Raw genomic sequence first — 12,969 nt, 5'->3', positions numbered from 1 at the left:
AGGAGATTTTATCGTGAGCGACGTAAACGTTCAAGTCGATGGGAAGGTAATGAGTCTCACGATATCCAGGCCGGAAAAGAAGAATGCGTTGACCGGTGAGATGTACGGCGCGCTTGCGGACGCGCTCGAATCAGCTGCCGCTAATGGGCGCGTGAACGCCGTTCTCATTCAATCTGATGGCGACACCTTCTCGGCGGGAAGCGACCTGGGTGAATTCTCCGGCGAGGCAATCCGTGACGGCATCGGCAAGAGCCGCGGTGCGCGGTTTCTACGATGTCTGGCGGCAATGGAGGTTCCCGTCGTGGCCGCCGTACAAGGCAAAGCCATTGGTGTCGGAGCCACCATGCTATTGCATTGCGACTACGTCATCCTTGCGAACGACGCGCAACTCAGCGCGCCGTTTGTCGACCTGGCGCTGGTTCCTGAAGCGGCGTCGGGCTACCTGCTTCCGTTCCAGGTCGGAAACATTCGTGCGTTCGAAATGATCGCGCTCGGCCGCCCTGTCGATGCGCAGACCGCCGTGGAATGGGGAATCGCCAATCGATCGGTGCCGGCTGATCAGCTTCGAGCCGAAGCGAAGGCGATTTCGGAGGTTATCGCTGCGAAGGCGCCGGGCGCGATCAGAGCGACGAAACGGTTGATGAGTGAGCGCAGGAGAGTGATCGATCAAATGAACGCGGAATTCGATGCGATCGACAAGCAATTGGCAGGGAACGAGTGCAGTGAAGCCTTGGCTGCATTCAAGGAAAAGCGTCGTCCCGATTTCTCGAAGCTTCAATAACGTGATGGATAAAAGCAACACTGATACACGGTCGCATGAGGCGGCCATGAGGCGAGCCCCTGATTTCGACATGCGGCGATTGGAATCGTGGCTGGGCGGAAATTTGCGTGGTTTTAGCGGGCCACTCGAAGCATCGCAATTCTCGGGAGGCCAGTCGAATCCAACCTATTTGCTGACGACGCCATCCGCCCGCTATGTCCTGCGCCGCAAGCCATCCGGCACGCTATTGCCGTCCGCTCACGCGATCGATCGAGAATATCGCCTGATACATGCGTTGAACGGATCCGCGGTGCCGGTCGCACATGCGCACTGCTATTGCGACGACGCGTCGGTGATCGGCGCCGAGTTTTATGTCATGAGCTATGTGGAAGGCCGCGTGCTTTGGGAGCCCAGCCTTCCGGGCATGACGCCCGACGAACGCCGCCTGGTTTTCGATGAAATGAATCGTGTCATGGCGGCGCTTCATACGCTGGATGTGGACGCCATCGGGCTCGGTGATTACGGCAAGGCCGGCAGTTACTTCGAGCGGCAAGTATCGCGCTGGACTAAACAATACCGCGCATCCGAGACGCACCGCATCGATTCCATCGAGCGGCTGATCGAGTGGCTTCCGCTCCATCTGCCGTCCACGGAGACGACGAGGGTCGTTCACGGCGACTTCCGTATCGACAACCTGATTTTCGCGCACGGTGCTCCGCGCGTGATGGCTGTCCTGGATTGGGAGTTGTCGACGCTCGGCGACCCGATGGCGGATTTCGCCTACCTGTGTCTCGCCTGGCACCAGCCGGCCGGCAGCCTGCGCGGGCTCTCAAACTTCAGCGACGTGGAGCTGACGGAACTGGGAATACCGCAGGAGCGGGAATTCGTCTCGCAGTATTGCCGCCGCGTCGGTATCGAAGAAGTGGAAGCGCGCGACTGGAACTTCTACCTTGCCTACAACTTCTTTCGTGTGGCCGGGATTCGGCAAGGAATCATGAAACGCGCACTCGATGGCAACGCCAGCAGCGAGCAAGCGTTCGAACAAGGCCGACTGGCAGCCGCGATGGGCGACTTTGGCTGGCGCTGCGCGGAACGCGCAATGTCCGAGTGAACGCCGTGCGGATCTTAATTTGGGAGTGGAATCGATGACCTTTGCACCGTCGGAAAACGTTCGAAACCTGCAGAGCCGCGTTTCGGCGTTCATGGAGCAATACGTGTACCCGAACGAGGACCGTTATGAGCGGGAAGTCAGCGAGGGAGATCGTTGGCAGCCGATCGCGCTCATCGAGGAGCTCAAAGCGCGTGCGAAGGAGCAAGGCCTGTGGAATCTGTTCCTGCCCGATTCGCAATATGGTGCAGGGCTGACGAACGCCGAATATGCGCAGCTTTGCGAAATCATGGGCCGTGTGCTGTGGGCTTCCGAGGTGTTCAATTGTTCAGCACCGGACACCGGCAATATGGAAGTGCTGGTCCGTTACGGTACCGACGCGCAGAAGAAGGCGTGGCTGGAACCGTTGCTGCGCGGTGAGATACGCTCCGCTTTCGCGATGACCGAGCCGCTCGTCGCTTCGTCGGACGCGACGAACATCGAGAGTTCGATCGAGCGCGACGGTGACGAGTACGTCATCAACGGCCGGAAATGGTGGACCTCGGGCGCCAATGATCCGCGTTGCCGCGTGTTCATTTTCATGGGGAAGAGCGACCCGAACGCGGCCGAGCGTCATCGTCAGCAGGCGATGATCCTCGTCCCCCGCGACACGCCCGGCGTGACCATCGTTCGGCATCTGCCCGTGTTCGGCTTCGATGATGCGCCGCACGGGCACGCGGAGATCCTTTTCGAGAACGTCCGCGTTCCAGTCGCGAACATGCTGCTTGGTGAGGGCCGCGGCTTCGAGATTGCGCAGGGACGTCTCGGACCCGGACGTATCCATCATTGCATGCGGTTGATTGGCCTGGCGGAGCGAGCGTTGGAGATCATGTGTAAGCGCGGCTTGTCGCGATCGGCGTTTGGGCGGCCGATTGCCGAGCAGACGCTGACGCAGCAGCGCATCGCCGACGCTCGAATCGCCATCGAGCAGACACGCCTACTGGTGCTCGACGCCGCACACAAAATGGACACGATCGGCAACAAGGCGGCAGCCCGGGAAATTGCAATGATCAAAGTTGCGGCCCCCAGCATGGCATGCACGGTGATCGATTGGGCCATCCAGGCCTGCGGAGGTTACGGTATGCAGGATCGCTTTCTCGCGCAAGCCTATGCCGCTGCGAGATCGTTGCGCATCGCAGATGGCCCGGACGAAGTGCATCGAAATCAGATTGGGCGCATGGAGCTGGCTCGCTATCGCGATGCCCGCTGATTGATCCAGGCAGCAGCCCCGTACATCGCACATAGAAAGGAATGGACATGACTGCACACTACAGCGTGCATGAAGATGTAGCGGTTATCACGCTCGATAATCCCCCCGTTAACGGCCTCGGCCATGCAACGCGTCTCGCTATCGTAGAGGCAATGGAGGCCGCAACGGATGACGTCCGCGTGCGGGCCATTGTCATCACGGGCGCGGGCAGCGGCTTTTCGGCCGGGGCGGATGTGCGCGAATTCGGCACGCCCAGCGCAATGCAACAGCCGAGCATACACACGGTTATCGCGGCTCTGGAATCCAGCGCCAAGCCGGTGATTGCCGCGATTCACTCGTTAGCAATGGGCGGCGGGCTCGAATTGGCGATGGGCTGCCATTATCGACTCGTCACGCGCGGCGCTCAGATCGCGCTGCCCGAAGTGAAGCTCGGCGTACTCCCCGGAGCAGGTGGGACGCAGCGGCTCCCCAGAGCCATTGGCCTCGAAGCGGCGCTCAACATGATTGTGTCGGGCCGCGTCGTCTCTTCGGACGAACTATCGGACAGCGGCCTGTTCGACTTAGTGGTAGAAGGCGATCTCTTGCCGGGCGCCATGAAGTTTGCACGGCAAGCAGCAGAGCGGGGTGAGTTGCCGAAGCTGCGCGACCGTCGGATCGATCACGTCAACCCGGACGCATTCCTGCAATTCGCTCAAAACACCGTTGCGGCCGCGAGCCGCAATTTCCCAGCGCCGCTCAAATGCGTCGAAGCAGTGCGCGCTTGCGTGCAGCGATCGTTCGATGAGGGCATCGGGGTCGAGCGCAAGCTGTTCATGGAGCTGATGAACACGTCGGAATCGCGCGCGCTGCGGCATGCGTTCTTCGGAAAACGCGCTGCCGCGAAGATTCCTGACCTGCCGCGCGACACGCCGGTGCGGACGGTAACGCAAGTGGCTGTCGTCGGTGCGGGCACGATGGGAACGGGCATTGCGATGAACTTTCTCAGTGCGGGCCTTCAGGTCACGATTCTTGAGACGCGGCAAGACGCGCTCGAGCGCGGTGTCGCGGCGATCCGCAAAAACTACGACGACAACGCCAGAAAGGGCAAGCTCACGCAGGAACAGGTCGAGCAGCGTATGTCCCTTCTGACACCGACGCTCTCCTATGACGACCTCCGGCACGCCGACCTCATTATTGAAGCGGTGTTCGAGGAAATGGGCGTGAAGGAAAGTGTGTTCCGGGCGCTGGATGCTGTCGCAAAGCATGGAGCCATCCTGGCATCGAACACCTCGACCCTGGACGTGGACAAGATCGCCGCGTTCACGAAGCGGCCTCACGACGTGGTCGGTATGCATTTCTTCAGTCCGGCCAACGTGATGGAACTTCTCGAGGTCGTACGCGGTGAGAAGACCGCACACGACGTGCTGGCGACAGTCATGAGTCTCGCCAGGAAGATCGGCAAGACGGCGGTGGTTTCCGGTGTTTGCGACGGCTTCATTGGTAACCGGATGATCAATCAGTACCTGCGCCAAGCAGGCTATCTGCTGGACGAGGGGGCGCCACCAGAACAGATCGATCGTGCGATCGAGAAGTTTGGCTTTGCGATGGGCCCGTTCCGCATGCTCGACCTGTCCGGCAACGACATCGTCTGGGCGATCCACAAGCGCCATGCGGTGGAAAGGCCGGATCTCGTGTATTCGAAGACCACCAATCTGCTCTGTGAGATGGGGCGGTTCGGCCAAAAATCCGGTGCAGGCTGGTACGACTACAAGGCGGGCGATCGCAAGGCGTATCCGTCACCGGCTGTCAATGACATGATCGTCCAGCAATCCCGAGATATCGGTCTGGAGCGGCGTGTGATTTCGGACGACGAGATCGTCGAGCGTCTTGTCTATGCGCTCGTGAACGAAGGTGCCCGCATACTGGAAGAGGGCATCGCATCGAAAGCATCTGATATCGATGTCGTTTATCTCACGGGCTACGGCTTCCCGATGTTCCGCGGCGGTCCAATGTTCTATGCCGACACCGTAGGCCTCTACAACGTGGCGCATGCGACGCGCCGCTACGGCAAGGGGTATCGCGGCGAAGCGTGGAAATCGGCCTCGTTGCTCGAGCGGCTGGCCGAAGTGGGCAAAAGTTTCAACGATTGATGTGGAGCACGAATATGACTGAAGCAGTGATTGTTTCCACCGCTCGGACGGCCCTCGCGAAGAGCTGGAAGGGCGCTTTCAACATGACGCACGGCGCTACGCTCGGCGGGCACGTCGTCAGGCACGCGATCGAGCGTGCGCACATCGAGCCGGGTGAAGTCGAGGACGTTCTGATGGGCTGCGCCGTTCCGGAAGGCGCGACTGGCTGGAACATCGGGCGGCAGATCGCACTGCGTGCAGACTGCCCGGCGAGCGTGCCAGGTGCAACCATCAACCGCTTTTGCTCTTCTGGACTGCAGGCGATTGCGACGGCCGCGCAGCGTGTGATTGCCGGTGAAGGCGATATCTTCGTTGCGGGCGGTGTCGAATCCATTTCCTGTGTCCAGCAGGAAATGAATCGACACATGTTGAACGACGGCTGGCTTGAGAAGCACAAGCCCACCATCTACTGGAGCATGCTGCAAACCGCTGAAACCGTCGCCCAGCGTTACAACATCGGGAGAGATCGTCAGGATGAGTACGGCGTGCGAAGCCAGCAGCGGGCGGCGGATGCCGTTGCCGCCGGAAGGTTTGCGGACGAAATCGTGCCGATCACGACAGTGATGGGCGTCGCTGACGCGAAGACCGGGGCACTCGGCACGCGCGAAGTCACGGTGTCTGTCGATGAAGGCATCCGTGCCGATACGACGCTGGAAGGTCTTTCGAAAATTCGTCCTTCTTTGCCTGGTGGCGTGATTACGGCCGGTAATGCGAGCCAGTTCTCCGATGGTGCATCGGCTGCTGTCGTCATGGACGGCAAGCTGGCCTCCGCCCGCGGCCTGCAGCCACTCGGCGCATTCCGGGGTTTTGCCGTTGCCGGCTGTGAGCCGGACGAAATGGGTATCGGGCCGGTGTTCGCCGTACCCAAGCTGCTTGCGAAGGCCGGCTTAACGGTCGATGACATCGGCCTTTGGGAGTTGAACGAGGCATTCGCTGTCCAGGTGCTTTACTGCGCCGACAAACTCGGCATTCCGATGGAGCGCCTCAACGTCAATGGCGGCGCCATTGCATTGGGACATCCGTACGGTGTTTCCGGCGCTCGCCTCGTCGGGCATGCGCTGTTGGAGGGTAAGCGCCGTGGTGCTCGATTTGTCGTTGTTACGATGTGCATCGGGGGTGGCCAAGGCGCAGCAGGGCTGTTCGAGGTATTTTGATGTCTGCGCAAGAAGCGTCGCAGAAACAGGAATAATGCGGAGTAGACACAATGGGTACGCTCAAACAATTATTCGATCTTTCAGGCAAGACTGCGCTCATAACTGGCGGCTCACGCGGGCTCGGTCTCCAACTCGCCGAGTCACTCGGCGAACTTGGTGCACGCATCGTTCTGTCTGCGCGCAAAACCGGCGAGCTGCAAGAGGCGCAGGCGCATCTGGCGTCGCTCGGCATTGAGGCCGACTTCATCGCAGCGGACGGTTCCATCGAGGCAGATATTCATCGTCTGGCTGACGAGGCGCTCGCCAGGTTGGGGCGCATCGATATCCTCGTAAACAATGCGGGCGCAGTCTGGAGCGCGCCGGCGGAGGATCATCCCATCGACGCATGGGATAAGGTGATGGACCTCAACATCCGAGGCCTCTTCCTGCTTACCCAGCAAATCGGCAAGCGATCAATGATCCCGCGCGGGTATGGCCGAATCGTCAACATGGCATCGATCGGCGGGCTCAGAGGTAATGCGCCCGACGCGATGAGCACGATTGCCTACAACGCGAGCAAGGGGGCCGTCGTGAATTTCACTCGGGCGCTGGCGGGCGAGTGGGGACGGCACGGGATTACCGTCAATGCGATAGCCCCGGGCTTTTTCCCTTCGAACATGACGCGCGGGTTGCTCAACAAGTTAGGCGCCGATAGTGTCGCCGCGGAAGTGCCGTTGCGCCGTATCGGCGACAGCGGAGATCTGAAGGGGGCCGTCGCATTGTTCGCATCGGATGCCGGCAAGCACATCACGGGGCAAATCCTTGCAGTAGATGGTGGCGCAACTGCCGTGCTCTAGTTTGGTGAAAGGAGATACAGATAATGAAGGCAATGCAAATCGCACGTACCGGTGGGCCGGAGGTACTCACGTTAGTCGACATCGAGGCGCCTAAACCCCGTGTTGGAGAACTACTGGTCAAGGTGGACGCCGCCGGCGTCAATTTTGCCGATACAGTCCGTCGCCGGGGTGCATTTTATCCCGCCCCAACACGCCTTCCGATCGTACTGGGAAGCGAGATATGTGGAACCGTTGTGTCCGTTGGCGATGGAGTGACCGGCTGGCAGCCGGGTTCAAGGCTTATCGGCCTGCTCGATCACGGCGGCTACGCCGAATATGTCATTGTCGAAGCTCGTAGTGCGATTTCGATTCCGGAAGATACGGACTCATCCATTGCGGCGGCCATTTTCGTGCAAGGTATGACCGCGCTTCTGGTGCTTGATGACGTCGGCGGTCCCGTGACGGGCCGTAACGTGCTCGTCGAAGGGGCGGCCGGAGGCGTAGGCGGCCTGGCGGTGCAAATTGCGCGACTGCTCGGCGCCCGTCATGTCATCGGCGCGGTGAGTTCGCCGGACAAGGGTGAGCTCGCCCGTGAGCTAGGCGCGACTGGCACAGTCAACTATACGGAGCCGGGCTGGGAGGAGGCGGCGCGTGCCCTCACGAATAACGAAGGCTTCGATCTCATCCTCCATGTCCAAGGCGGGGAGGCACTCGCTCGCGAGCTGGCTCTTCTCAGGCCTTCTGGGCGCATCGTCGCGTACGGGGCGGCTTCCAACGAGCCGATGCTAGTGGACGCTGCACACATGCTCGGGGGCAACCTCGGTGTCTGCGGCTTCTATCTGGGGGTGCACCTCGCTGACGCCGAGCGAATGAAACGGCAGTTCTCCCGCCTGATGGGATGGGTTGAGTCCGGGCGGATCACGGTGCCGATCGGCGGGTGCTTCCCTCTTGCCGAGGCGGCTCGCGCACATGCGTTACTTGAATCTCGCCAGTCAACGGGCAAGCTGATCTTGAAACCGTGATGCCACGTGCGGCAGCAGACTTAAACTAAGGCGAGCAAACGCCCACGCGCATCCGAACGAAGTTCGAATCGCGAGAAGTGAAGCGTCAAGAGGATGAGATGGACGGAAGGATGCGAAGCATCAAGGTGGACCTGGTCGTCGTGACCTGCGTGTTTGTGCTGCTGCTATTCGCCATCAGCTTTTCCGGACTACATGGACTTTCCACGATCAGCTCGGATCTTCGCGCGTTGGATTCAGAAACTTTTAGGGGCCTGCAAGGTTTTTCCGACATGAGGTCTGCAGAGGTCGACGTTTGGCTTGACTTGAGAAAAGTCGACATCGCTCGGAGCAAAGAGGATACAACCGCTGCATTCGGTCGAATTCGGTCGGACCTGCAGCGGTTGAATAGTGCGTGGCGAAGCGCATCGGAGCGGATGACAGACGAAGCGCAGCGCGAGAATGTCGCGCGGACCGCATCATACGTAGTGCAAATCGGGGAACTCATCGATCGCATCGAGTTGGCATCGAACGCAGACGAAATCGACACTGTTCGATCAACGATGAAGGAGCTCGAGAGCGTAACAGCGAGCCTGAATGGCTCGATCGAGAACAATATCGGTCATATCGCTTCACAAGCGAAGGCGACCGTTGCCGATGGAGACAGGACGTTCGGCGTCGCGCGCCGCTATATAGGCATGTTGTTTGTCGTCAGCGTGATGATTGGGGTTTCGGTCACCCGATACATGATGCGAACCATGCTTGGGCCGTTAAGCAAAGCAGTCCTGATCGCCGACGAAATCGCGGCAGGAAAGTTGGGGAACGCGATTGAAGTGACCTCCCGGAACGAATTCGGTCGTCTGCTGGAGTCTTTGGGGAAGATGGATCACCAGCTTCGAGAAATGGTAGGTGCGATTCAAGGGGCATCCGCGATCGTCGAAGGAACGTCACGCGAGATCGCCGCCGGTAACGTTGATCTGTCGGCGAGGACCGAGGAGCAGGCAGCCTCCCTCGAGCAGACGTCCGCGAACATGCTGCAACTGACGGAGACGGTGAGGCATAACGCCGACAACGCTCGACATGCAAACGCGCTGGCAGACGACGCGAGTCGGTCTGCCGATACCGGAAACGAACTAGTACATGGGATGGTCGCAACGATTAAAGAGATCAGCGCAAGCTCGGACAAAATCTCGGAGATTACAGGCACCATCGAGGGCATCGCCTTCAAGACGAATATTCTCGCCCTCAACGCGTCGGTTGAAGCCGCGCGGGCAGGACAGCTAGGCCGTGGCTTCGCCGTGGTCGCAGCTGAAGTACGTGCGCTTGCGCAACATGCTTCGGCTGCCGCAAAGGAAATCAGTCAGTTGATCGGGGCTTCGGTCGCCTTGATCCGGACCAGCGACGAGCAAGCGGCGGACGTTCGCGAAACGATGTCCGCAGTAAAACAGGCAATTAAGCACGTATCGGACATTGTGGCTGAAATCGCCAGGGCGTCTGACGAGCAGAGTTACGGAATCGGACAAGTGAGTCAGGCTCTCGTGCAGATGGATCATGTCACGCAAAGAAACGCGACGCTGATCGAGCAGACGTCCGCTGGGACTCAGTCTCTTACCGAGCGGGCAAGAGCGCTGGAAACCGCCGTATCGGCTTTCCGGATTTCGACTCTTGAGCATTCCTGGCAGGCTCACGTCGATCACTAAAGAGGCAGCACATGCATATTGGAATACCAGCTGAGACAAGGGAATACGAAAGACGCGTCGCCGCGACACCCGAGACAGTCAAAAAGTACGTGTCCATGGGGCACAAGGTCTCGGTACAGAGCGGTGCAGGAACCAGCGCCAGCTACCCTGACGAAGCTTACGCATCAGCGGGCGCGCAACTCGTTAATGCGCAGACCGCGTTTGGCGCCGATCTGGTGCTCAAGGTCCAGACACCGACCGATTCCGAGATCCCTCTTCTCAAACGTGGTGCCGTCGTGGTCGGCATGCTCGAACCTTTTGATGTCGAGAACTCGTCAAAGCTTGCGACAGCGGGAGTTACTGCGTTTGCACTCGAGGCCGCGCCGCGTACGACGCGCGCGCAAAGTCTGGACGTTTTGTCATCTCAAGCCAACATCGCGGGCTACAAAGCGGTGCTGCTGGCTGCGGACCTGTATCCGCGCTTCATGCCGATGCTGATGACGGCCGCGGGCACCGTGAAGGCCGCGCGCGTGTTGATTCTGGGCGCGGGCGTAGCAGGCCTGCAAGCAATTGCAACAGCGAAGCGCCTTGGTGCAGTTATCGAAGCATCCGATGTTCGGCCAGCCGTGAAGGAACAGATCGAATCGCTCGGAGCGAAATTCCTCGACGTGCCGTACGAAACCGATGAAGAACGTGAAGCGGCACAAGGCGTCGGCGGCTACGCGCGGCCGATGCCACCCTCATGGCTCGCTCGCCAGTCGGCCCTCGTGCATGAACGGGCAAAGCAGGCCGACGTGATCATCACGACGGCGCTGATTCCAGGCCGTCCTGCACCCACGCTGATCACGGTCGACACCGTTCGGGCGATGAAGCCGGGCTCTGTGCTGATCGACCTCGCTGCAGGACGTGGTGGCGAATACGAGGGCAGGCGCGGCGGAAACTGCCCGCTGACGGAAGCCGACAAGGTCGTCATCAGGCACGGTGTAACTGTTGCTGGCTATACGAATCTCGCATCAATGGTCGCCTCGGACGCTTCGGCGCTGTACGCGCGGAATTTGCTCGACTTCATGAAACTCATCCTGACGAGCGAAGGCGCGCTCAATATCGATCTCGCCGACGACATCATCGCGGCGACGCTGATTACACGTGATGGCTCGCTGTTGCGCAAGGCCGCATAACTCATACTTGGAGACCGATCAGTGGAAGTTATCAATCATACCGTGATCAACTTGATCATTTTTGTGCTGGCGATCTACGTCGGTTACCACGTCGTCTGGAACGTCACGCCAGCGCTGCATACTCCGCTGATGGCTGTCACCAACGCGATCTCGGCGATCGTCATCGTCGGTGCCATGCTCGCCGCGGGCCTCACGGTTGGCAATGCGGGAAAGTCTTTCGGCGCGGTCGCCGTGGCGCTGGCAGCTGTCAATGTATTCGGTGGGTTCCTCGTCACACGACGAATGCTCGAAATGTTCAAAAAGAAAGAGCCGAGGAAACTTCCGGCCGAATCCAGGGAGAGTGCGTGATGAGCCTTGGGTTTATAAGTATGAACGTCGTTACGTTGCTCTATCTGTTCGCTTCGGTGTGCTTCATCCAGGCGTTGAAGGGCTTGTCCAATCCCAGGAGCGCGCGGGCCGGGAACGTGTTCGGCATGGCTGGCATGGCGATCGCCGTCTTTACGACGGTCGCGCTGATCGCGAAGCAGGCCGCGATGCTGGGTTCGGACCTGTCGCTCGGATTGTTGCTCGTGTTTGTTGCGCTTGTTCTCGGAGGCGCGATAGGTGCGTTCGTTGCCGCGCGCGTCGAGATGACGAAGATGCCCGAACTCGTCGCGGCCATGCATTCGCTTATTGGTCTCGCTGCGGTTTGCATCGCATACGCGGTCGTTTCGGAGCCCGCCGCGTTCGGCCTTGTTGCCGAGGATGCACCGTATCGAGGCTTCCTGCCGTATGGCAACCGCATCGAGCTCTTCGTCGGCACGTTCGTCGGCGCGATCACGTTCAGCGGCTCGGTCATCGCATTCGGCAAGCTCTCAGGAAAATACAAGTTCCGCCTGTTCCAGGGCGCTCCCGTGGTGTTCCCCGGTCAGCATCTGATTAACCTGATGCTCGCGCTCGGCATGATTGGCTTCGGCATCCTGTTCTTCGTTACGCAGTGGTGGCTGCCGTTTATCGTCATGACGGCGATCGCCTTTTCCATCGGTGTGCTGATCATCATCCCGATCGGTGGTGCGGACATGCCCGTGGTCGTTTCGATGCTGAACTCGTATTCGGGCTGGGCGGCGGCGGGGATCGGATTTTCGCTGAACAACGCCATGCTGATTATTGCGGGCTCGTTGGTCGGTTCATCCGGCGCGATCCTGTCTTACATCATGTGCAAGGCAATGAACCGATCGTTTTTTAACGTGATCCTCGGCGGATTTGGCGGCGAAGCCGCTGCGGCGACTTCGGGCGGATCGGCTGAGCAGCGTCCCGTAAAGCCTGGGTCAGCCGAGGATGCGTCGTTCATGCTCGGCAATGCTGAAAGCGTCGTGATTGTTCCTGGCTACGGTCTCGCGGTGGCGCGCGCGCAGCATGCGCTGAAGGAACTGACCGACAAGCTCGTCGATAAGGGTATAGACGTGAAGTACGCAATCCACCCGGTTGCGGGGCGGATGCCCGGCCACATGAACGTACTACTGGCCGAAGCCGAGGTGCCGTACGAGATCGTCCACGAAATGGAAGACATCAATGGTGAGTTCGGTCAGGTCGACGTGGTGCTGGTGCTTGGCGCGAACGATGTCGTGAATCCGGCAGCGAAGAACGACCCGAAGTCGCCGATCGCGGGCATGCCGATCATCGAAGCGTACAAGGCACGCACGGTCATTGTAAACAAGCGCTCGATGGCGGCAGGATATGCCGGTCTCGACAACGATCTCTTCTACATGGACAAGACGATGATGGTGTTCGGCGATGCGAAGAAGGTCATCGAGGATATGGTGAAGTCGACGGAATAGTGGGTGAGATCGGCGAGCAGCGACCTGGCATATCCAGATTCAT

Annotated in this window: 11 protein-coding genes; all 11 read left to right on the top strand. The window is 59.8% G+C overall.

The window, feature by feature from the left end; genetic code table 11:
• Positions 1-10 precede the first annotated feature (10 nt).
• The 11 genes from BMI01S_RS24745 to BMI01S_RS24695 all read left to right on the top strand — a co-directional run bounded on the left by BMI01S_RS24745 (position 11) and on the right by BMI01S_RS24695 (position 12,926).
• Positions 11-781, top strand: a complete 771-nt coding sequence (locus tag BMI01S_RS24745) for an enoyl-CoA hydratase-related protein (RefSeq protein ID WP_028231808.1) — start codon at positions 11-13, stop codon at positions 779-781.
• Positions 723-1,871 carry a phosphotransferase family protein gene (locus BMI01S_RS24740; RefSeq protein WP_244145396.1) on the top strand — a complete coding sequence of 383 codons (1,149 nt, stop codon included), beginning with the start codon at positions 723-725 and terminating at the stop codon, positions 1,869-1,871. Before BMI01S_RS24745 ends, BMI01S_RS24740 begins: the two co-directional genes overlap by 59 nt.
• A 34-nt stretch (positions 1,872-1,905) precedes the next feature.
• Positions 1,906-3,117, top strand: coding sequence for an acyl-CoA dehydrogenase family protein (locus BMI01S_RS24735; protein ID WP_028231806.1), 1,212 nt, complete (start codon positions 1,906-1,908; stop codon positions 3,115-3,117).
• Positions 3,118-3,164: 47 nt separating this feature from the next.
• Entirely contained in the window at positions 3,165-5,246 is a 2,082-nt protein-coding gene (locus tag BMI01S_RS24730) for a 3-hydroxyacyl-CoA dehydrogenase NAD-binding domain-containing protein (RefSeq protein ID WP_028231805.1), read from the top strand.
• Positions 5,247-5,260: 14 nt separating this feature from the next.
• Positions 5,261-6,439, top strand: a complete 1,179-nt coding sequence (locus BMI01S_RS24725) for an acetyl-CoA C-acyltransferase (protein WP_028231804.1) — start codon at positions 5,261-5,263, stop codon at positions 6,437-6,439.
• 50 nt (positions 6,440-6,489) lie between these two features.
• Entirely contained in the window at positions 6,490-7,275 is a 786-nt protein-coding gene (locus BMI01S_RS24720; RefSeq protein ID WP_028231803.1) for an SDR family oxidoreductase, read from the top strand.
• A 23-nt stretch (positions 7,276-7,298) separates the two neighbouring features.
• The gene (locus tag BMI01S_RS24715) at positions 7,299-8,276 is read left to right on the top strand and encodes a quinone oxidoreductase family protein (RefSeq protein ID WP_028231802.1); all 978 of its coding nucleotides are present in this window, start codon (positions 7,299-7,301) and stop codon (positions 8,274-8,276) included.
• Between the two features lie 110 nt (positions 8,277-8,386).
• On the top strand, positions 8,387-9,952 hold the full coding sequence (locus BMI01S_RS24710; protein WP_161635542.1) for a methyl-accepting chemotaxis protein: 1,566 nt from the start codon (positions 8,387-8,389) through the stop codon (positions 9,950-9,952).
• 11 nt (positions 9,953-9,963) lie between these two features.
• Positions 9,964-11,109 (top strand): Re/Si-specific NAD(P)(+) transhydrogenase subunit alpha, encoded by a 1,146-nt coding sequence (locus BMI01S_RS24705; protein ID WP_028231801.1) that lies wholly within the window; start codon positions 9,964-9,966, stop codon positions 11,107-11,109.
• A 21-nt stretch (positions 11,110-11,130) separates the two neighbouring features.
• The gene (locus BMI01S_RS24700; protein WP_028231800.1) at positions 11,131-11,457 is read left to right on the top strand and encodes an NAD(P) transhydrogenase subunit alpha part 2; all 327 of its coding nucleotides are present in this window, start codon (positions 11,131-11,133) and stop codon (positions 11,455-11,457) included.
• Between the two features lie 14 nt (positions 11,458-11,471).
• On the top strand, positions 11,472-12,926 hold the full coding sequence (locus tag BMI01S_RS24695; protein ID WP_028231799.1) for an NAD(P)(+) transhydrogenase (Re/Si-specific) subunit beta: 1,455 nt from the start codon (positions 11,472-11,474) through the stop codon (positions 12,924-12,926).
• The last annotated feature ends 43 nt before the right edge of the window (positions 12,927-12,969 follow it).

Origin of the sequence: Paraburkholderia mimosarum LMG 23256 = NBRC 106338 (assembly GCF_000739815.1) — a bacterium.
GTDB classification, from domain to species: Bacteria; Pseudomonadota; Gammaproteobacteria; order Burkholderiales; family Burkholderiaceae; genus Paraburkholderia; species Paraburkholderia mimosarum.
Note: the sequence above shows the minus strand (reverse complement) of the source record. Positions and strands in the feature narration are given on the sequence as shown.